General features: G+C 72.3%; 17 protein-coding genes and 1 pseudogene. 6 read left to right on the plus strand and 12 right to left on the minus strand.

The window, feature by feature from the left end; all coding sequences use genetic code 11:
* Nucleotides 1-2 precede the first annotated feature (2 nt).
* Nucleotides 3-398 (plus strand): winged helix-turn-helix transcriptional regulator, encoded by a 396-nt coding sequence (locus ACZ4SF_RS20825; protein ID WP_468386403.1) that lies wholly within the window; start codon nucleotides 3-5, stop codon nucleotides 396-398.
* Here ACZ4SF_RS20825 and mutM read toward each other — a convergent pair.
* The 8 genes and pseudogenes from mutM to recG form a co-directional block, all read right to left on the minus strand.
* The gene (gene mutM / locus ACZ4SF_RS20830) at nucleotides 371-1,231 is read right to left on the minus strand and encodes a bifunctional DNA-formamidopyrimidine glycosylase/DNA-(apurinic or apyrimidinic site) lyase (RefSeq protein ID WP_468386406.1); all 861 of its coding nucleotides are present in this window, start codon (nucleotides 1,229-1,231) and stop codon (nucleotides 371-373) included. The genes ACZ4SF_RS20825 and mutM overlap by 28 nt on opposite strands.
* Nucleotides 1,232-1,315: 84 nt before the next feature.
* Nucleotides 1,316-2,164 carry a ribonuclease III gene (gene rnc / locus ACZ4SF_RS20835; protein ID WP_468386408.1) on the minus strand — a complete coding sequence of 283 codons (849 nt, stop codon included), beginning with the start codon at nucleotides 2,162-2,164 and terminating at the stop codon, nucleotides 1,316-1,318.
* A gap of 8 nt (nucleotides 2,165-2,172) precedes the next feature.
* Nucleotides 2,173-2,346 (minus strand): 50S ribosomal protein L32, encoded by a 174-nt coding sequence (rpmF, locus tag ACZ4SF_RS20840; RefSeq protein ID WP_003951102.1) that lies wholly within the window; start codon nucleotides 2,344-2,346, stop codon nucleotides 2,173-2,175.
* Nucleotides 2,347-2,348: 2 nt separating this feature from the next.
* Nucleotides 2,349-3,002 carry a YceD family protein gene (locus ACZ4SF_RS20845; protein ID WP_468386411.1) on the minus strand — a complete coding sequence of 218 codons (654 nt, stop codon included), beginning with the start codon at nucleotides 3,000-3,002 and terminating at the stop codon, nucleotides 2,349-2,351.
* A gap of 131 nt (nucleotides 3,003-3,133) precedes the next feature.
* On the minus strand, nucleotides 3,134-4,276 hold the full coding sequence (locus tag ACZ4SF_RS20850) for an ATP synthase F0 subunit B (protein ID WP_468386414.1): 1,143 nt from the start codon (nucleotides 4,274-4,276) through the stop codon (nucleotides 3,134-3,136).
* Between the two features lie 57 nt (nucleotides 4,277-4,333).
* Entirely contained in the window at nucleotides 4,334-4,813 is a 480-nt protein-coding gene (coaD, locus tag ACZ4SF_RS20855; RefSeq protein ID WP_468386416.1) for a pantetheine-phosphate adenylyltransferase, read from the minus strand.
* 26 nt (nucleotides 4,814-4,839) lie between these two features.
* Nucleotides 4,840-5,433 (minus strand): annotated as a pseudogene (gene rsmD / locus ACZ4SF_RS20860) (16S rRNA (guanine(966)-N(2))-methyltransferase RsmD); the annotation flags it as partial.
* A 79-nt stretch (nucleotides 5,434-5,512) separates the two neighbouring features.
* Nucleotides 5,513-7,771, minus strand: coding sequence for an ATP-dependent DNA helicase RecG (recG, locus tag ACZ4SF_RS20865; protein WP_468386418.1), 2,259 nt, complete (start codon nucleotides 7,769-7,771; stop codon nucleotides 5,513-5,515).
* Nucleotides 7,772-7,993: 222 nt separating this feature from the next.
* Between recG and ACZ4SF_RS20870 the strand changes: the two genes are divergently transcribed.
* Nucleotides 7,994-9,832, plus strand: a complete 1,839-nt coding sequence (locus ACZ4SF_RS20870; protein WP_468386420.1) for an HSP90 family protein — start codon at nucleotides 7,994-7,996, stop codon at nucleotides 9,830-9,832.
* Nucleotides 9,829-12,876, plus strand: a complete 3,048-nt coding sequence (locus ACZ4SF_RS20875) for a tetratricopeptide repeat protein (RefSeq protein ID WP_468386423.1) — start codon at nucleotides 9,829-9,831, stop codon at nucleotides 12,874-12,876. Before ACZ4SF_RS20870 ends, ACZ4SF_RS20875 begins: the two co-directional genes overlap by 4 nt.
* A 326-nt stretch (nucleotides 12,877-13,202) precedes the next feature.
* On the opposite strand, the gene ACZ4SF_RS20880 is transcribed toward ACZ4SF_RS20875, so the two are convergent.
* Complete coding sequence (locus tag ACZ4SF_RS20880) at nucleotides 13,203-15,083, minus strand: DAK2 domain-containing protein (RefSeq protein ID WP_468386426.1); 1,881 nt, start codon at nucleotides 15,081-15,083, stop codon at nucleotides 13,203-13,205.
* Nucleotides 15,084-15,341: 258 nt separating this feature from the next.
* On the opposite strand from ACZ4SF_RS20880, the gene rpmB reads away from it, so the two are divergent.
* The gene (gene rpmB / locus ACZ4SF_RS20885; RefSeq protein ID WP_009190838.1) at nucleotides 15,342-15,527 is read left to right on the plus strand and encodes a 50S ribosomal protein L28; all 186 of its coding nucleotides are present in this window, start codon (nucleotides 15,342-15,344) and stop codon (nucleotides 15,525-15,527) included.
* 216 nt (nucleotides 15,528-15,743) lie between these two features.
* Here the strand turns inward: rpmB and thiD are convergent, their stop codons facing one another.
* Together thiD and ACZ4SF_RS20895 are read right to left on the minus strand one after the other, a co-directional pair.
* On the minus strand, nucleotides 15,744-16,541 hold the full coding sequence (gene thiD, locus ACZ4SF_RS20890; protein WP_468386429.1) for a bifunctional hydroxymethylpyrimidine kinase/phosphomethylpyrimidine kinase: 798 nt from the start codon (nucleotides 16,539-16,541) through the stop codon (nucleotides 15,744-15,746).
* Entirely contained in the window at nucleotides 16,538-17,503 is a 966-nt protein-coding gene (locus tag ACZ4SF_RS20895; RefSeq protein WP_468386432.1) for a thiamine-phosphate kinase, read from the minus strand. The genes thiD and ACZ4SF_RS20895 overlap by 4 nt, the downstream gene beginning before the upstream one ends.
* 247 nt (nucleotides 17,504-17,750) lie before the next feature.
* Between ACZ4SF_RS20895 and ACZ4SF_RS20900 the strand changes: the two genes are divergently transcribed.
* On the plus strand, nucleotides 17,751-17,984 hold the full coding sequence (locus tag ACZ4SF_RS20900; protein ID WP_059252806.1) for an Lrp/AsnC family transcriptional regulator: 234 nt from the start codon (nucleotides 17,751-17,753) through the stop codon (nucleotides 17,982-17,984).
* Nucleotides 17,985-18,004: 20 nt separating this feature from the next.
* Complete coding sequence (locus tag ACZ4SF_RS20905; RefSeq protein ID WP_468386434.1) at nucleotides 18,005-18,526, plus strand: DUF3515 domain-containing protein; 522 nt, start codon at nucleotides 18,005-18,007, stop codon at nucleotides 18,524-18,526.
* Nucleotides 18,527-18,538: 12 nt separating this feature from the next.
* Here ACZ4SF_RS20905 and ACZ4SF_RS20910 read toward each other — a convergent pair whose 3' ends face one another.
* Entirely contained in the window at nucleotides 18,539-19,696 is a 1,158-nt protein-coding gene (locus tag ACZ4SF_RS20910) for a D-alanine--D-alanine ligase family protein (protein ID WP_468386436.1), read from the minus strand.
* Between the last annotated feature and the right edge of the window lie 19 nt (nucleotides 19,697-19,715).

Consider the following 19,715-nt stretch of genomic DNA (forward strand, 5'->3'; position numbering starts at 1 on the left):
GTATGAGCGCCACCACCGGGGACCACGAGGACCTCGCCTACAACGTCTTCGCCAAGGCCTGCCCGTCACGCGGAACGCTGGAGCACGTCACGGGCCGCTGGGGCGGACTGACGCTCGGCGCGCTGTACGAGGGTTCGCTGCGCTTCAACGAGCTGCGCCGGCGCGTCGACGGGGTGAGCGAGAAGATGCTCTCCCAGACGCTGCACGCGCTGGAGCGGGACGGCCTGGTGCACCGCGAGGCCCAGCCGACGAACCCGCCCCGCGTGGACTACGAACTCACGGACCTGGGCCGTCAGGTCGCCGAGCGGCTGCTCGCGCTCATCCACTGTGTGGAGGACGCCATGGACGACGTCCTCGCGGCCCGGACGCGTTACGACGAGACGCGCGGGGCCTTCTGACACCGCGGGCAGAAATAGCTGGACCGGTTCATCCAGGGGCGCCGGCGCATGGGGGTGCCGCAGCGCTTGCAGGGCAGGCCCTCACGGCCGTACGCGTCCAGGGAGCGGTCGAAGTAGCCCGACTCGCCGTTGACGTTGACGTACAGGCTGTCGAAGCTGGTGCCGCCGACGCTGAGGGCCGCGTTCATCACGTCCCGGACGTGGCGGAGGAGTTCCGTGGTGACCGGGCGGGTGAAGTTGGCCGTGGGACGCTCGTAGTGGATGCGGGCGCGCCACAGGGCCTCGTCCGCGTAGATGTTGCCGACCCCGCTGATCAGCGACTGGTCCAGCAGGGCCCGTTTGATGGTGGTCCGCTTGCGGCGCAGCGCCTGGTGGAAGGCCTCGTCGTCGAAGAGCGGGTCGAGCGGGTCGCGTGCGATGTGCGCGATGACGTCGGGCAGGCCGTCGGGGGTGTTGTCGTGCAACGACAGTCCGCCGAAGGTGCGTTGGTCGACGAAGCGCAGTTCGGTGCCGAGGGAGTCGGCGAACCGGACACGGATGCGCAGATGCTTCTCGTCCGGCGCCGAGTGCGGCTGGACCAGCAGCTGGCCGCTCATGCCGAGGTGGGCGAGGACGGACTGGTTCGTCTCCTCCAGAGGCAGCCACAGGTATTTGCCGCGCCGCTGGGGGGTGCCGATGTGGTGGCCCTTGAGCCGGTGCGTGAAGTCGTCGGGGCCGGCCAGGTGCCGGCGTACGGCACGGGGGTGCAGTACCTCGGTCTCGGCGACGGTGCGATGGGCGACCCAGCGCTCCAGACCGCGCCGGACCACCTCGACCTCGGGCAACTCGGGCATCGGGACCCCTGTACGGACCATGGGATGAAGGCCGAGCGCCCGCCCCGGCGTGCAAGGCGGGACGGGCGCTCGGTACTGCTGTCGTCAGGCGGAGGCGGACGACGACGGGTCGCCGCCCTTGACGGCCTGGTCGGCCGTCTCCTTGACGGGCTCCTTGGCCACCTTGTCGCGCTCGTCCGCCGCGGCCTGGATGGACCGCCAGGCGGACTCGGCGGCCTGCTGCTCCGCCTCCTTCTTGCTGCGGCCGGTGCCGGTGCCGTACGAGACGCCTCCGACGCGGGCAGCAGCAGTGAAGGTCTTCTCGTGGTCGGGGCCGGTCTCCGTGACCAGGTACTCGGGCACGCCGAGTCCCTCGATCGCCGTCAGCTCCTGCAGGGACGTCTTCCAGTCCAGGCCGGCGCCGAGGTTGGAGGACTTCTCGATCAGCGGGTCGAAGAGCCGGTGCACCAGCTCGGACGCCGCGTCGAGGCCCTGGTCGAGATAGACCGCGCCGATCACCGCTTCGAGGGTGTCGGCAAGGATGGACGCCTTGTCCCGGCCGCCCGTGCCCTCTTCACCACGGCCGAGCCGGATGAAGGCGCCCAGGTCGAGGCCGCGGCCGACCTCCGCCAGCGCACGCGAGTTGACCACCGCGGCCCGCAGCTTGGCCAGCTGGCCCTCGGGCAGGTCGGGGTGGGTGCGGTACAGCGTGTCCGTGACGACGAGGCCGAGCACGGAGTCCCCGAGGAACTCCAGCCGCTCGTTCGTCGGCAGACCGCCGTTCTCGTACGCGTAGGAACGGTGGGTCAGCGCGCGCACCAGAAGGGCGGACTCGACCTGATAGCCGAGCCGCCCTTCCAGAAGCGCATGGGACGAGGCCTGGTTGTCCACTTTCTTCCTGGCGGAACCGTCCGCCTTGGCGTCCTTCTTCGGACTGGACACAGTGCCTCTCACCAGCCCGCTCAGACTTCGAGGACCTGGCGCTTGTTGTAGGTGCCGCAAGACGGGCACGCGATGTGCTGCTGCTTGGGCTCGTGGCAGCGCTCGCACGCAACCAGGGTGGGGACCGCAGCCTTCCACTGCGACCGGCGGTGGCGCGTGTTGCTGCGCGACATCTTCCGCTTCGGAACAGCCACGGCTACTTCTCCTGCTTCTCGTCGGCGCGTGCTGAAGGAAGCGCGCCGCCGCTCATCTCGTCCTTCTCGCCGTCTTCGAGTGAACCGGCGAGTCCCTGCAATGCCGCCCAACGGATGTCGACGGCGTCGTGGTGGTGGTCCGGGTCGTCCGCGAGCCGCGCTCCGCACTCGGAGCACAGGCCCGGGCAGTCTTCCTGGCACACCGGCTGCATCGGCAGTGCGAGCACCACCGCATCGCGCAGCAGAGGTTCGAGGTCGAACAGGCCGTCCTCGAGGAAGAACCTGTCCTCGTCGTCCTCGGCGTCGTCGCCCGGTTCCGCGATCACGCGGCCCCGGTCGTCGGCGTCAGGGTACGAGAACAGCTCCTGGAAGTCCGCTTCGAGCTCCAGCCCGACCGGCTCCAGACACCTTACGCACTCCCCCTCGGCCTGTGCACGGGCGGTGCCCGTGACGAGCACCCCTTCCATGACCGACTCGAGCCGGAGTTCGAGCTCCACCGGGGCGCCTTGCGGCACTCCGATGACTCCCTGGATGCCGAGGTCGGCGGGGGCGTCGATCGTGCGGGTCAGGCGCTGCAGCGCGCCAGGACGCCGACCCAGCTCGTGCGTGTCGAACACGAGGGGGTTGCGGTGGTCGAGGCGGGCGTTGGAGGCCATTCCTGCTTTCGATCTTCGAACTCGTGGGGACACCACCCGTCGGTGTTCCGGGCAGCGTTGATCGCGGGCATACGCGCGACCGAAGAGCCAGGATACTGGACCTTTCGCTCAGGGCCCAATCCGGTCCCCCGCTAGAGGCCCCGCCCCTGTTCGTACGCCCTCAGCTGCTCCGCACTGATCATGCTCGTGTCGAAGAGGCTGGTCTCGTCGAGGGCGTAGCCCTGCTGGGGCTGGGGCTGGTGTGCGGGCTGCTGGGCCTGGTGCTGCGGGTCGTAGGCGGCCTGCCGGGGGTCGTAGGAACCCTGGAAGGGGGCACCTTCCGCCGGAGCGAAGCCGGAGGTGGCGGAGTAGGGGTCGGCCTGCTGGTAGCCGTACGGGTCGTGCTGCGGCGCGTAGTCCGGCTGCTGCGGGAAGCCCGCGTAGGGGTCCTGCTGCTGGACGGGGGCTCCTCCTGCCGGGGCGTAGCCGGCGGCGGGGGCGTAGGCGGTCTGCGGCTCGTACGACGGCTGCACCGGCTGCGCGGGCTCCGGCTGCCGCCGGTCCGCGCGGTCGCTGTCCGCGAGAGCCGCGAGATCGGCGAGGTAGTCGGCGTCGCTGGAGTGCTGGAAGGTCGTGGTGTCGTCGGCGAGGGCGCCGAGGTCGTCGGTGGCGATCCGGCCGTGCAGCTTCTGCCGGCCCCGGCCGACCGCCTCCAGGGTCTTGGCGAGGACCGCTTCGAAGGCGCCGAGCTTGGCGTCCACGTAGGAGTCGGCGTTGTGCCGCAGGGTCTCGGGGTCCTGGCTGCGCTCGGGGGCGTCCTCGTCCTCGTAGCCGTTCTCGTCCAGGCCCGGACCGGTGCCGAGGAGCTTCTCGCGGCCGCGGCCGACCGAGCCGAGGGTCTTGGTGAGCACGACCTCGAAGTTGGCGAGCTTGGAGTCGACGTAGTCGTCGGCCTCGGCGCGGATCTCCTCGGCCTCCGTGCGGGCCTCGGCGAGGATCCGGTCGGCCTCGGCCTGGGAGCGGCGGGCGATCTCGGTGTCGGAGATCAGCGAGCCGCGCTCGGCGTGCGCGTTCCCGATGATCCGCTCGGCCTCCTGCCGGGCCTGCTCGACCATCTGCTCACGGCCGCCGATCAGCTCCTGCGCCTGCGCGAGGGAGCCGGGCAGGGCCTGGCGCACCTCTTCGAGCATCGCGAGCAGCTCGGCGCGGTTGACCACGCACGACGCCGACATGGGCATGGACCGGGCGCCGGAGACCGTGGAGACGATCTCGTCGAGCTTCTTCTGCACGTCCACCTGTGCTCGCCACTCTCTACAGCCGGGTTGGAGACGGACGGGACGACTGTAGCCCCATCAGTCCTTGGCGAGACGCTTGTTCAGGGCCTCCAGGACCTGGGCGGGCACCAGGTGGGAGACATCTCCGCCCCAGGCCGCGACCTCCTTGACGAGCGAGGAGGAGAGGAAGCTGTAGGTGGGGTTGGTGGGCACGAACAGCGTTTCGACGCCGGTGAGGCCGATGTTCATCTGGGCCATCTGGAGTTCGTAGTCGAAGTCGCTGACGGCGCGCAGGCCCTTGACGATGGCGGGGATGTCGCGCTGCTTGCAGAAGTCGACGAGGAGGCCGTGGAACGCCTCGACGCGGACGTTGGCGTACTCGGAGGTGACCTCGCGGATCAGGCCGATCCGCTCCTCGATCTCGAACAGGCCCTTCTTGGACTTGTTGATCATCACCGCGACGTAGACCTCGTCGTAGAGACGGGAGGCCCTGGCGATGATGTCGAGATGTCCGTTGGTGATCGGGTCGAACGACCCGGGACAGACGGCGCGGCGCACTTGTGATCCCTCGCTCTCCGGTCCGGTCATCGTGCGTCTTCGCACGTAGAGGCGGCGCGACCGTACCAAAACGTTCCCTCGCCGTAACGGCGGGACCGGATCGCCTCGAAGCCGTCCGGCCAGTGGAATTCGCCGCCTCTGGTGCTGCGCTCCACGGTGACGAGCGCTTGCTCAGCGAGCCAGCGTTCCGCGCGGAGTGTGAGCAGGATCTCGCGAAGATCGTCGTCCGAGACGGCGTACGGGGGGTCGAGGAAGACCAGGTCGTACGGTTCGGCGGGGGGTGCGGTCCGGATGACTTGTTCCGCTTTGCCCGCTCTTACTTCGGCGCCCGGGAGGCCGAGGTTCTTCACGTTCTCCCGGACGGTCTTCGCCGCGCGGGCGTCGGCTTCGACCAGGAGGGTGTGGCTCGCGCCCCGGGACAGGGCCTCCAGGCCCACGGCTCCCGAGCCGGCGTAGAGGTCGAGGACCCGTTCGCCGTCCAGGGGGCCGCCGAGCAGGGACTGCCAGGTGGAGAAGAGGGCCTCGCGTGCGCGGTCGGAGGTGGGCCGGGTTCCGGTGCCGGGCGGTACCGAGAGGCGACGGCCGCCGGCCGTACCGGCGATCACGCGGGTCATGACGGGAGTCCTTCTTCGTGGGCGGCGTTACGGTTCATTGTGGCTGGTCGCGCAGTGCCCCGCGCCCCTGTCGGGGCGCCGCGGGTCAACCCTTCTCCAGGTACTGCTCCCGCTCCTCGTCCAGCAGGGCGTCCAGGGCCGTGCGCAGGCCGGGAAGCCGTTCCAGCTCCGGATCCGCCGCCACGACCGCCGCCGCCTCCTGTCTCGCCTCCGCGATGATCTCCTCGTCCTCGATGACGGCCAGGACCCGCAGGCTGGTGCGGGCGCCGGACTGGGCCTGGCCGAGGACGTCGCCCTCGCGGCGCTGTTCGAGGTCGATGCGGGAGAGCTCGAAGCCGTCCAGCGTGGAGGCGACCGCGTTCAGGCGCTGGCGGGCCGCGCCGGCCTCGGGCATCTCGGTGACCAGCAGGCACAGGCCGGGGGCGGAGCCACGGCCGACCCGGCCGCGCAGCTGGTGGAGCTGGGAGACGCCGAAGCGGTCGGCGTCCATGATGACCATGGCGGTGGCGTTGGGCACGTTGACGCCGACCTCGATGACGGTGGTGGCGACCAGGACGTCCGTCTCGCCGGCCGCGAAGCGGCGCATCACGGCGTCCTTGTCGTCGGGGTGCATACGGCCGTGCAGCACCTCGACCTTCAGGCCCTGGAGGGGGCCGCGGCTCAGCTGGTCGGCCACCTCGAGGACGGCCAGCGGCGGCCGCTTCTCCGCCTCGTCCTCGGGTGACTTCTTCCTGGCCTTCTTCGGGTCGTCCTCCTCGTCCCCGATGCGGGGACAGACGACGTACGCCTGGTGGCCGTCGGCGACCTCTTCGCGGACGCGTTCCCATGCACGGGCCAGGAAGTGGGGCTTGTCGGCGGCCGGGACGACGTGGCTGGCGATCGGCGAGCGGCCCGCCGGGAGCTGGTCCAGGACCGAGGTCTCCAGGTCGCCGAAGACCGTCATGGCGACCGTGCGCGGGATGGGGGTTGCGGTCATGACCAGGAGGTGCGGGGGCTGCTTGCCCTTGCCGCGCAGGGCGTCGCGCTGCTCCACGCCGAAGCGGTGCTGTTCGTCCACCACGACCAGGCCCAGGTCGTGGAACTGGACCTTGTCCTCGATCAGGGCGTGCGTGCCGATGACGATGCCGGCCTCGCCGGTGGCCAGGTCGAGCAGCGCCTGGCGGCGGGCCGCCGTGCCCATCGAGCCGGTGAGCAGCACCACCTTGGTGGCGTGCTCGGCGCCGCCCGGCATGCCGCCCTCCCGTCGCCCGCCACCGTCCTCCTGCGAGGGCGCGTCGCGCCACAGGCCCCAACCGGCCAGCTCTCCCATCATCTCGGTGACCGAGCGGTGGTGCTGCTGGGCGAGGACCTCGGTGGGCGCGAGCATGGCCGCCTGCCCGCCCGCGTCGACCACCGCGAGCATGGCGCGCAGGGCGACCATGGTCTTGCCGCTGCCCACCTCTCCTTGCAGCAGGCGGTGCATCGGGTGGGCGGTGGCCAGGTCGTCGAAGATCTCGCGGGAGACCTTCTGCTGGCCCTCGGTGAGGGTGAAGGGGAGGCGGTCGTCGAAGGCCGTGAGGATGCCGTCCGGCCTGGGTCTGCGCGGTACGGCCGGGAGTTGGGCGTCGGCGTGCCGGCGGCGGGCCAGGGCGACCTGGAGGACGAAGGCCTCGTCCCACTTCAGGCGGGCCCGGGCGTCGGCGACGTCCGCCTTGGTGTGCGGGCGGTGGATCTTGAGCAGGGCCTCGGGGAGGGTGACCAGGCCGCGGCCCTCGCGCAGGGAGTCGGGGAGGGGGTCGAGGGCCTCCTGGGCGCTGGGCAGGACCGTCTGGACCGCCTTGCCGATCTTCCAGGACTCCAGCTTGGCGGTGGCGGGATAGAGGGGAATCAGGGCGCCGGCCCAGGTCTCGACGGATTCCTCACTGTCGCCGCGGAGCAACTCGTAGGCCGGGTGGGCGAGTTGCAGACGGTGGTTGAAGACCGAGACCTTGCCGGCGAACATCGCGCGGGTGCCCGGCAGCAGCTCCTTGTGGGGCTTGTGGACGCCGTTGCCGAAGAAGACCAGCTGGAGCCTGCCGCTGCCGTCGGTGATGGTCACTTCGAGGCGCTGGCCCTTGCCTCGCGGGGCCTTGGCCGAGGCGAAGGTGTGCAGGCGGGCGTCGGCGACCTGGGCGACCACCGTGACGTGCTCGTCCATGGGGAGGTCGGCGAGGTGGGTGAGCTGGCCGCGCTCCTCGTATCTGCGCGGGTAGTGGTGGAGAAGGTCGCCGACGGTGTGCAGGCCGAGATGCTCGGCCATCACCTTCGCGGTGGCGGGGCCGAGCACCTTCTTGAGCGGTTCTTGCAGTGCGGGCACGGGATCCATTGCACACCACGCCACTGACAATGCCGCAGACGCTGCCCTGCGGGTTCGTCCCGGGATGCCCCGCGGGTTCGGCCCCAGGTGCCGTAAACATCAGGGAAACTCCTGGTCAGGTGGGCTGTTCCGGCTCTAGGATGACGCGCTCCGGCCATCCTTCGCGGTCACCGCCCGTACGGGACCGCCCGACCCCGCGCCGCCCGCACTCCCCCCTCCGGCGCAGTGACGATGGACTCCCAGACCTCACAGGCATCCCAGGCTTCCCAGTCGCCTCACACACCTCATACGTTCCAGGTCGACCTGCGTGGTCTGGTGGACCTGCTCTCCCATCACCTCTACTCCAGCCCGAAGGTGTACCTGCGCGAGCTGCTGCAGAACGCCGTGGACGCCATCACCGCCCGGCGGGCCGCGGACCCCGAAGCCCCGGCGCGGGTCCGGCTGTACGCGGCCGACGGCGGACTGCGGGTGGAGGACAGCGGCATCGGGCTCACCGAGTCGGACGTGCACAGTCTGCTGGCGACCATCGGCCGCAGCTCCAAGCGGGCCGAGGGCCTGCACGAGGCCCGGTCGGAGTTCCTCGGCCAGTTCGGCATCGGGTTGCTGGCGTGCTTCGTGGTCGCCGAGCGGATCCGGGTGGTCAGCCGCAGCGCCCGTACGCCCGACGCCCCGCCGGTGGAGTGGACGGCCCGCGACGACGGCTCGTACACCGTGCGGACGCTGCCCTTCGCGGATCGGCCCGAGGCGGGCACGACCGTGTACCTGACCGCACGGGCCGGAGCGGCCGAGTGGCTGGCGCCCGAGCGGGTGCGCACCCTGGCCCGGGACTTCGGGTCTCTGCTGCCGTACGACGTCCGGGTCGGCGAGGAGCCGGTCACGGAGCTGCCCGCGCCCTGGGACCGGGCCCATCCGAGCCCCGCAGGCCGCCGGGTGGCGCTGGCCCGGCACTGCGACGAGCTGTTCGGTTTCACCCCGCTGGACTCGATCGACCTGGACGTGCCGCTGGCCGGGGTCCGCGGAGTGGCGTACGTGCTGCCGGCGGCGGTCAGCCCGGCCCAGCGGGCGACCCACCGGGTGCATCTGAAGGGCATGCTGCTGACCGAGCGGGCCGAACAGCTCCTGCCGGACTGGGCGTTCTTCGTGCGGTGTGTGCTGGACACCGACAGCCTGCGGCCCACCGCCTCGCGCGAGTCGCTGTACGAGGACGAGACGCTCGCCGCCGTGCGGGAGGCGCTCGGCGAAAGGATCCGGACCTGGCTGACCGGGCTCGCGGCCGGTGATCCGGAGCGCCTCGCGGCCTTTCTCGCCGTGCACCACCTGGGCGTGAAGTCCCTCGCCCGGCACGACCGGGAGATGCTGCGCACGATGCTGCCGTGGCTGCCGTTCGAGACGACCGACGGACAGCTGTCCCTGGAGGAGTTCGCGCAGCGGCACCCGGTGGTGCACTTCACGCGGACGGTCGAGGAGTACCGGCAGGTCGCGCCGATCGCCGCGGCCCAGGGCGTCGGCGTGGTCAACGGCGGCTACACGTACGACAGCGAACTGGTGGAGGCGCTGCCGGGGGTGCGGCCGGGGACGGTGGTGGCCGAGCTGGACGCGGACACCGTGACCGCGCACCTGGACACGGTCGACCCGGCCGAGGAACTGGCGCTGTCCGGCTTCCTGGCCGCCGCGCGGGACCGGCTCGACCCGCTGGGCTGTGACGTCGTCCTGCGGGCCTTCCATCCGCTGTCCGTGCCCGCGCTGCACCTGGACGACCGGGCCGCCCGGCACGAGCAGGCCCGCGCGGCGGCCGAGGAGCAGGCGGACGACCTGTGGGCGGGCATCCTGGGCTCGCTGCGCGGCAGCGCCCCGCGCGCGCGTCTGGTGCTCAACCATCTCAACCCGCTGATCCGGCGAATCGGTTCGCTCCGGGACCCGGAGCTGATCGGCACCGCGACCGAGTCGCTGTACGGGCAGGCCCTGCTGATGGCGCAGCGTCCGCTGCGGCCGGCCGACTCGGCGCTGCTCAACCGGGCGTTCATCGGGCTGCTCGAATGGGCGACCCTCGGAGAGGGGGACGGACGATGAGTGGGATCACGGACTTCGACGCGCTGCGCCGTGCGCTGGCGGAGAACTCCGAGCAGCCGGAGGGCCCGGCCCGCAACGCGCGCGCGGAGCAACTGCTCGCCGAGGCCGAGAAGCTGGACGTCCCGCTCGCCGTGATCGAGGCGCTCGGGCACCAGCTGAAGGTCTACAACTACAGCTCCGAGAAGGACAAGATGTTCGTCCCGTTCGCGCGGCTGCTGCGCATGTGGGACGAACGGCCCGGGGACTTCGACGAGTACGAGACGCACTCGCTGCACTGGGTCTTCAAGTGGATGTCGGCGGGCATGCTGGACCAGCCGCACATCCCGCTCGCCTCGATCGAGCGGTGGCTCGGCGAGATGGAGCACCGCTACCGGCTCGCCGGGCACTCCGAACGGGCCGTGCGAAGCGCCGAGTTCAGTGTCGCCGCGCACCTCGGGGACCTGGAGCGGGCCGGGCGGGCGTACGCCGCGTGGCTGGCCGCCGACCGGGACCGGATGGCCGACTGCCATGCCTGTGAGCTGCACGCGCAGGGCGCCTGGCAGGTCAGGTGCGGCCGGGACGCTCAGGCCCTGGAGCTGTGGCGGCCGGTGCTGGAGGGCGAGTTCGCCTGCGCACACGAACCGCACACCGTGCTGGCGTCCTCGCTGGCCCCGCTGCTGCGGCTCGGCCGCGCGGAGGAGGCCCGCGCCCACCATCTGCGTGGCTTCCGGCTGGTGCGCCCCATGGAGAGCATGCGGGAGGCGTACGCCTACCACGTGGAGTTCTGCGCGCTCACCGGGAACGAGGCCCGCGGTCTGGAGCTGCTGGCCGAGCGGCCGGCGTACTTCACCGACACCGGGCATCCGCGCAGCCGGCTCGACTTCCTGGCCGTCGTGGCACTGCTCACGGACCGGCTGACCGAGCTGGGGCTGGGCGGGCAGCGGGTGCCGGGCCCTGCGGGGCGGTCGTGGACGGCGGTGGAACTGGCCGCCCACGCGCGCGCGGAGGCCCTGGAACTGGCCGGGCGGTTCGACCGGCGCAACGGCACCGCGTACGTCGGTGAGCGTGTCCGCGCCCGCATGGACCAGCGCCCGCTGGTGGACCGGCTGCCGCTGGGCGTCCGTACGGTACGCCCGGCGCCCGCGCCGGTGGCCGCGCCGCCCGCCGCTCAGGGCTCCGACGAGCCCGGCCTGGCCGCCCTGCTGGCCGAGGCACGCCGGCTCTCCGACACCCTCCAGCCGCACGCCCTGGAGGCGTGGGCCGCGGTCGCGCAGGCAGCGGAGGGCGTGGAGCTGGACCCCCGCGACCGCGCGGAGATCGCCGACCACGAGGCGATGGCCCGCGGCCCGGAGGGGATCGCGCTGTTCGAGCGGGCCGCCGGGCTGTACGCCGAGGCGGGTGATCCCGGGGAGGCACTGGCGGCACGCGCGCGTGGCGCGTACATCCGCGCCCTGAGTGGCGAGGTGGACCCGGCGCTGACCACGGTCGCCGCCCTGTACGACGAGGTACTCGCGCTGTACGCGGCCGAGGCCACGGGGATGCGGCAGACGGCGTCGGTGGTGATGAGCCGGGCGCGGATCCTGATGCGGAAGGTGCACGAGACGGCAGCAGACGCCGGGGCCGGGCCCGCGGAGGCCGAGCAGGCGGTGCAGGACAGGAACGAGACCGCAGAACACACCGGGACCGGGCCTGCGGAGGGTGAGCAGGCGGTACGGGCCAGGAACGAGACCGCAGAACACGCCGCGACCGGGCTTGCGGACGCCGAGCAGGCGGTGCGGGAGGTGCTGGCGCTCGTCGACGGGCGGGCCGGGGACGACGTGCGGCTGGCCGCGCGGGCCGCCGAGGCGCGGGCCATGCTCGCCGAACTGGCCGTGCGGAGCGGGGACGCCGAGCGGGCCGGACAGCTGTTCCGGCGGGCCGCCGCCGAGTACGTGGCCGCCGGGCTGCCGTGGTTCGCGGTGGAGTACGAGGTCCAGGTCGCGGCGCTGGCTCATCAGCTCGGAGACCTGGCCGGGGCGGAGCGGGCACTGCGGGCCGCCCTGGAGCACGGCGGTCCGTACGTGGAGCCGGTCGGGCGGGCCCAGTTGCATCTGCAGCTCGCCGAGGTGGTCGGCGCCCGGGGAGAGCCCGGGGAAGCCGCGGAGCATGCGCTGGAGGCCGCGCACTGGGCCGACGAGGCGGGCGAGAGTGGCACGGTGGGCGCCTGGGCGCGGCAGCAACTGGGTGGGTTCCTGCTGCACCAGGGGCGGTGCGCGGAGGCCGCCGAGGTGCTGGAGTCGGCGCTGCCCGACCTGTCCGCCGAGACGCACGGCGACGGCGCCGTCGTGCAGGCGCAGTGGTGGCTCGGGGACTGCCTGAGCGAGCTGGGCGAGCACCGGGCGGCCGCCGAACGCCGGCTGGAGGCCGCCGAGATCGCCCGGCACTGGCCGGAGCAGCAGGACCACGCCACGCTCGCCCACCTCGCCGCCGAGTCGCTGAGCAACGCCGGGCTGCTGGAAGAGGCGGACCAGGCGTACGCGCGCGCGGGCGAGCTGTGGCGCTCGCTCGGAAACCCGCAGTTCCTGGTGCGCTCGCTGCGCGCCCGGGGCTGGCTGGCGCTGCGCGGGGAGGCCGGGGCGGTGGGCGCACGGGCGCTGATGGCGGACGCGGTGGCCGCGTGCGAGCGGGCGCTGGAGGGTGCGGCCGATCCGGTGGCCCGGGAGCAGCTCACGGCCGAACTCGGCCACACCCACCGCCAGTTCGGTGACCTGCTGGCCCGCTCGGTGGCCGAGGAGGCCGAGGACGCGGTGATCCAGGCTGCCTTCGAGGCGGCGCTGGTCCAGATGGAGCGTGCCGCCGGACTGTTCGGCACACTCGGCACGGACGGACTGCACAGCCGTACCGGGGCCGCACTCGCCGCCGGCTGGCTGGAGGCCGACCTCGGCCGCCCCGCCGAGGCGATGGCACGCGCGCGGGGCGTGCTCGCGGCCTACGAGGGCGCCGACGACGGCGACGAGACCGTCCGCGCCCGGCAGGCGGAGGCCCGGCAGATGCTCGAGCTGCCCGAGGCGGCCCCGGAACGGTGAGAGGTCACCGGGAGGCACCGCCCGGCGCCTCCCGGCTCACCCCCACTTCCGCGCACCGGCCCGGAACGACAAGCAGCTCAAGGACGACGCCGGCGGGATGCCCCCCAGCCCGCCCCACGCCCCCGGAACCGCCACCAACCGACGAGCAAGCCCGGAAAACGCTCACCCGGCGGCTCCCAGCCCGCTGCACGCCCCCGGGACCGCCACCAACCGACGAGCAGGCCCGGAAAACGCTCACCCAGTGGCCCCCGGCACGATCCGCGCCCCATGGGGCCGGCCCGAGGGGTGCGAGGGCAGGTGCCGGTGTCCGCGCGGGGTCTTCCGGCTCACTCCACACCGATGAGCAGCAGCGCGCCCTGCCGGCCGCCGCGGTACACCAGCGTGTCCACGGCCAGGTAGGACTCCCGTACGCGTGCCTCCAGGTGCGTGGCGACGGTCTCGGGTGCCTCGTCGCCGACGACCAGCGTGACCAGCTCGCCGCCTGCCTGGAGCATCCGGTCCAGCACGGTCTCGGCGGTGGCGGTGACGTCCGGGCCGATCACCGCGACGTCGCCGTCGATCAGGCCGAGCACGTCCCCGGCCTGGCAGATGCCTGCCGTCGTCCAGGACTCGTGCTCGGCGACGACGACCTCGGCGTACCGCGTCGCACCCGCCGCCGAGGTCATCTGGACGACGTCCTCGTCGAACCGGCGCTCCGGCTCGTGCACCGCCAGCGCTGCGATGCCCTGGACCGCCGAGCGGGTCGGGATCAGGGCCACCCGGATACCCTCGGCACGGGCCTGCTCGGCCGCCGCGGCGGCCGTGTGGCGCAGCTCGGCGTCGTTGGGCAGCAGCACCACCTCGCGCGCGTGGGCACGCCGTACCGCCTGCACCAGCTCCCCGCTGGCCGGCGGTTCCCCGGGGCGCGCGAGGACGGTGGTCGCACCGGCCTCGGTGTACAGCCCGGCCAGGCCCTCGCCCGGCACGACGGCGACGACGGCCCGCTGGGCACGCTCGCGCGGCGGGCGCTGGCGGCCGGTGTGGACGTCGCCGAGCCCGAAGTGGGTGATCCGGATCCGGTACGGCCGCCCGGCCTCCACGCCTGCCTCCACGGCGGCGCCGGCGTCGTCGACGTGCACATGGACGTTCCACAGCCCGTCGCCGCCGACCACGACCAGGGAGTCCCCGAGCGCGTCGAGCCGGCGGCGCAGCCGGGCCACGGCCGCGTCGTCGGCCTCCAGGAGGTAGATCACCTCGAACGCGGGCCCGGCGGTCTCGGCTCCGTCGGCGCAGGCACCGGCGTCGGAAACGCACTCCTCGCGCGCGTGCGCGCCAGAACCGGAAACGGCCTCGGCAGCCTTACCGGCCTCCGCAGCCTTCGCGGTTTCCGCAGCCTTCGCGGTTTCCGCAGCCTTCGCGGCTCCCGCAACCTGCACGACCTCCGCAGCCTCCGCAGCCTTCAGGACCTTCGCGGCCCCGACGGCCTCCGCAGCCTTCGCGGGTCCGACGCTCTTCACGGCGTTCACCGTCTTCACGGTCTTCACCGACTTCACGGCCTTCGGGGCGTCACGTACCGCCTCCCCCGTGAACGCCTCCACCAGCGCCCCCAGCACCGTCACCAGCCCGCGTCCGCCCGCGTCGACCACGCCGGCCCGCTGCAGGACGGCCAGCTGGCCCGTAGTCGCCGCCAGGGCCGCCCGCGCGCCCGCGTAGGCGGCCCGCGCCACCGTCCCGCAGTCGCCCTCGGCTCCTTCCGCGGCGTCGGCGGCGGCCGAGGCGACCGTCAGCACCGTGCCCTCGACCGGGTGGGCCACGGCCTGCCGGGCGGAGTCGGCGGCCCGGCGCAGGGCCAGCCGCAGCTCCGGGCCGTCGATGCGAGAGGCGTCACCGGCCTCCCCGAGCACCTGCGCCATCCCCCGGAGCAGCTGCGCGAGGATCGTCCCGGAGTTGCCGCGGGCGCCGATGAGGGCACCATGGGCCATGGCGCGGACGGCGTCGGCCGGTGAGGGCTCGCCGGCACCGGTCTCGTACCCGGCGAACACGGCCTCCACGGCCATCGCCGCCGACTCCAGGGTCAGGTACAGGTTCGTTCCCGTGTCGCCGTCGGCCACCGGATAGACGTTGATCGCGTCGATCTCCTCACGGGCCCGCCCCAGTGCCCGGAGCGCCAGACCGCACCAGGTGCGCACCGCGAGAGCATCGAAGAATGTCTGCGGCACCTGCGCCACCTGCGCCTCCCTGAGCTGGCTGGACGTGGGACGCAGCGTAGACCCCGGACCGGTGTCCTCCGGAAGAGGGCCGGGAGCGGGGCCCTGAGCTGCCATGGTAGTTTCGTTGTACGGACGCAGTCGTTGTATGCTGCTCCGGTTGCCCGATCCGATCGGGCCATTCCCCTGGCAACGCCACTCAAGATCTCATGTCTTAGGATCTCGATCCCGGCATGCCGGGATCAACCGTAAGTGCATCTGAAGTCTTTGGAGTGACCCGTGGCTGCCAACTGCGACGTCTGCGGCAAGGGGCCGGGCTTCGGCAACAACATCTCGTTTTCGCACCGCCGTACGTCCCGCCGCTGGAACCCGAACATCCAGCGTGTGCGTACCGTGGTCGGCGGGACGCCGAAGCGCGTGAACGCTTGCACCTCGTGCATCAAGGCCGGCAAGGTCTCGCGCTGACGCTACATCCCCCACTCTCGACTTCGCTCGAGCGGGGGGACCCCCATCCGCGCGCGGCCACTGCCTGGTTCGTTGCACTGAGCCGGTCCACCTGAGGGTGGACCGGCTTTTTGCCGTACCCGCCGCACCCCACCGAGCCACCGCCCCCTGCTGAAGCCACCGCCCACGCCGAAGCCGCGGAGCCGCCGCCTCCCGCCGTGCCCGCCCTGCCCGGGATCAAGCGCGGAAGCGCCACCCGTGGTCCACCGGTCCGATCCCCGCCCCCAGCGGGAAGCCGGCGGCGATCGCCCCGGTGACGTACTCCTTGGCCGCTGTGACGGCCTGCGGCACGGTCAGGCCCTTCGCCAGCTCCGACGCGATCGCGGACGCCAGCGTGCAGCCCGTACCGTGCGTGTGCCGGTTGTCGTGGCGCGGGGCGCGCAGCCAGTGCGCGGCAGAGCCGTCCGTCAGAAGATCCACGGCGTCCCCGGACAGGTGCCCGCCCTTGATCAGCACCCACCGCGGGCCGTACTCCAGCACGGCCTCCGCGGCCCGGCGCAGGTCGTCCTCGGACTCGACGCGCACCCCCGTGAGTTGGGCCACCTCGTCGAGGTTCGGGGTCGCCACGGTCGCCACCGGCAGCAGCGCGCGCCGTACGGAATCCAGCGCGGAGGCGGCCAGCAGCGAGTCGCCGTGCTTGGAGACGCCCACGGGGTCCACCACGGCCGGCGCGTCCGTGCCGGAGATCAACTCGGCGACCGCCTCGACCAGTTCGGCCGAGGCCAGCATGCCGGTCTTCACGGCCTGCACGCCGATGTCGTCCACGACGCTGCGGTACTGGGCCCGTACGGCCTCCACCGGCAGCTCCCAGGCCCCCTGGACGCCCACGGAGTTCTGCGCGGTCACCGCCGTGATCACGCTCATCCCGTGCACGCCGAGGGCGAGCATCGTCTTCAGGTCGGCCTGGATGCCGGCGCCGCCGCCGGAGTCGGAGCCGGCCACCGTGAGAACCCGGGGGACCGCAGCGTGGATCATGACTCGATGTCCCCGAAGTGGTCCCAGCCGCCCTTGCTGGTCCAGGGCGCCCCGTCGACCGTCACCTGGGGCAGCGCGGAGGGGTTCAGGACCTCGCCGATGACCTTCCAGCGGGCCGGGAGCTTGACGTCCGGCGGGAAGGTCGCCACGATCGCGTGGTCCTCTCCCCCGGTCAGCACCCACTGCAGCGGATCGACGCCGACGGCCTGACCGATGTCGTTCATCTGCGTCGGGATGTCGATCGCGCCGGACCGGACGTCGATGCGGACCTTGCTGGCCTCGGCGATGTGCCCGAGATCGGCGATCAGGCCGTCGCTCACGTCGCACATCGCGGTGGCACCGAGCGCCGCGGCGGCCGGGCCCGCGTGGTACGGCGGCTCGGGGCGGCGGTGCGCCTCCACGAAGGCACGCGGCGACCGGAAACCGCGGGACAGCACCGCGTACCCGGCCGCGGACCAGCCCAGCCAGCCCGTGACGGCCACGAGGTCGCCGGGCTGGGCACCCGCGCGCGTGACCGGCTCCTGGTTGCGCAGATCGCCGAGCGCGGTGATCGACACCATGATCGTGTCGCCGCGTACGACGTCGCCGCCGACCACGGAGGCGCCCGCGACCTGGCACTCGTCGCGCAGGCCGTCCATCAGCTCGGTGGGCCAGGTGACCGGCAGTTCGGCCGGGACGACCAGGCCGAGCAGCAGCGCGGTCGGTACGGCGCCCATGGCGGCGATGTCCGCGAGGTTCTGCGCCGCCGCCTTGCGGCCGACGTCGTAGGCCGTGGACCAGTCGCGGCGGAAGTGCCGCCCCTCCAGCAGGATGTCGGTGCTCGCCACCACCCGGCGGTCGGGCGCGGCCACCACCGCGGCGTCGTCGCCGGGGCCGACCCGGACCGCCGGGGTGGTGGTGAGACGGGAGGTGAGCTCCCTGATGAGCCCGAACTCCCCGAGCTCACCAACAGTGCCCTTCATGTCCCTTGCTCCCCTTCTCTCCCATGCCGTGCCCAGTCGCGCGTCATCAGTGTCCCCGATACGGTCGAGATGACCGTCGTCGCGGTCGTGACGGCGGCCGATCCGGTCCTCGTGGCCGTCAACTTCCGCAGTGCCTGCACCCTGGCGCGCAAGCCCGGTTCCCGCAGGTCTCCCCGCGGGGAGCGGCGACGCGATACCGTGGCGTTCCTTTTCCCCACATGATCCTCGTGGCCGCTCTGGAGGTTCCGTGGTACAGGCGTACATCCTGATCCAGACGGAGGTCGGCAAAGCGTCGACCGTCGCCGAGACGATCAGCAAGATCCCTGGAGTGCTCCAGGCCGAGGACGTGACCGGACCGTACGACGTCATCGTGCGCGCCCAGGCCGACACGGTCGACGAACTCGGTCGCATGGTGGTCGCGAAGGTCCAGCAAGTGGACGGCATCACGCGCACCCTGACCTGCCCGGTCGTGCATCTGTAGCCCCCGTCTACGCTTGGCCGGTGAACTTCTTCAGTCACCGGCCCTTCGGCCTGCTCGCACCGGTCCTGCTCATCGCGGTCGCGGGCTGCTCCACGGCAGACGACAGCGACACCGTGGCAGTTCCCACCCCCGACGCGAAGACCGCCCCGCTCTGCCGGGACCTGGACAAGGTGCTGCCCGCCAAGGTGAACGGGCAGAGCCGCCGGGACCCCGAGCCCCGGTCCGCCTACACGGCGGGCTGGGGAAGCCCGGCGATCATACTGCGCTGCGGCATCGTCCGGCCGCCGAAGATGGTCGACCCCAAGGTGGCCCTGGGCGACGACCCGAACGCGATTGCGGGCGGGGTCAACGGTGTCGACTGGCTGATGGAGAAGCAGGACGACGGGACGTGGCAGTTCACCACGTCCCGTCGTCGCGCGTATGTGCAGGTGACCCTGCCGGAGAAGCTGTCCGGGCCGGACGACAGCGCCCAGGTGCTGATGGACCTGGCGGCGGCCGTCAAGAAGGCGGTCCCGCGGGGGATGGCCTCCATGCGGCCCTGACCCCGCGGGGGGTCAGCGCAGTCCGGTCGAGCGGCGCAGCGCCGCCTGCACCAGACGGTCGACCAGCTCGGGGTAGCCGATCCCGGTCGCCTGCCACATCTGCGGGTACATCGAGATCGGCGTGAAGCCGGGCATGGTGTTGATCTCGTTGATCACGAACTCGCCGTCCTCGGTGAGGAAGAAGTCCGCGCGCACCAGGCCCTCGCAGGAGGCCGCCTCGAACGCCTCGACCGCGAGACGCCGCACCTCGGCGGTCTCCTCGTCGGTGAGCGGCGCCGGGACGATGCCGGGCGTGGAGTCGATGTACTTGGCCTCGAAGTCGTAGTACGCGTGCGCGTCCGGCGGCGGGATCTCGGCCGGGACGGAGGCGCGCGGGCCGTCCTCGAACTCCAGGACGCCGCACTCGATCTCACGGCCCCGTACGGCCGCCTCGATCAGGATCTTCGGGTCGTGCGCCTGCGCCTCGGCGATCGCCTCGTCCAGGCCGGACGGCTCGTCGACCTTGGTGATGCCGATGGACGAACCCGCGCGCGCGGGCTTCACGAACAGCGGCCAGCCGTGCTCGCCGGCGAAGTCGACGATCTTCTTTCGGGCGGCGGACTCGTCCTGGGCCCACTCGCGGGGCCGGATCACCACGTACGGGCCGACCTTGAGCCCGAAGGAGGTGAACACCCGCTTCATGTACTCCTTGTCCTGGCCGACGGCCGAGGCGAGCACGCCGGAGCCCACGTACGGCACCCCGGACAGCTCCAGCAGGCCCTGCAGGGTGCCGTCCTCGCCGTAGGGGCCGTGGAGCACCGGGAAGACGACGTCGACCTCGCCGAGCGCCTTGGGCACGGAGCCGGGCTCGCTGTAGACGACCTCGCGGTTCGCGGGATCGACGGGGAGCACCACGCCGCCCTCGTGCGACTCCGCCAGCTCCTCGACGCGGGGGGTGCGGCGGTCGGTGATGGCCATCCGCTCCGGCTCGTCGACCGTCAGCGCCCAGCGGCCGTCCGCGGTGATGCCGATCGGCAGGACGTCGTACTTCGTCCGGTCGATGGCGTTGAGGACGGCGCCGGCGGTGACCACGGAGATCCCGTGTTCGGAGCTGCGCCCGCCGAACACGACGGCCACGCGCGGCTTGCGCGACGGCTGCTCAGGGCTCTGGGGAAGGTTCTCGGTGCTCATATCGCGATGAGAGTACCTG

This window comes from Streptomyces sp. NPDC027663 (assembly GCF_055566415.1).

Bases quoted from the DNA above. Each gene is read 5' to 3' on its own strand.
- ACZ4SF_RS20825 (WP_468386403.1), top strand. From the start codon at position 3: ATGAGCGCCACCACCGGGGACCACGAGGACCTCGCCTACAACGTCTTC.
- recG (WP_468386418.1), bottom strand. From the start codon at position 7,771: ATGGATCCCGTGCCCGCACTGCAAGAACCGCTCAAGAAGGTGCTCGGC.
- mutM (WP_468386406.1), bottom strand. From the start codon at position 1,231: ATGCCCGAGTTGCCCGAGGTCGAGGTGGTCCGGCGCGGTCTGGAGCGC.
- ACZ4SF_RS20895 (WP_468386432.1), bottom strand. From the start codon at position 17,503: ATGAAGGGCACTGTTGGTGAGCTCGGGGAGTTCGGGCTCATCAGGGAG.
- ACZ4SF_RS20910 (WP_468386436.1), bottom strand. From the start codon at position 19,696: ATGAGCACCGAGAACCTTCCCCAGAGCCCTGAGCAGCCGTCGCGCAAG.
- thiD (WP_468386429.1), bottom strand. From the start codon at position 16,541: ATGATCCACGCTGCGGTCCCCCGGGTTCTCACGGTGGCCGGCTCCGAC.
- ACZ4SF_RS20870 (WP_468386420.1), top strand. From the start codon at position 7,994: ATGGACTCCCAGACCTCACAGGCATCCCAGGCTTCCCAGTCGCCTCAC.
- ACZ4SF_RS20875 (WP_468386423.1), top strand. From the start codon at position 9,829: ATGAGTGGGATCACGGACTTCGACGCGCTGCGCCGTGCGCTGGCGGAG.
- ACZ4SF_RS20845 (WP_468386411.1), bottom strand. From the start codon at position 3,002: ATGGCCTCCAACGCCCGCCTCGACCACCGCAACCCCCTCGTGTTCGAC.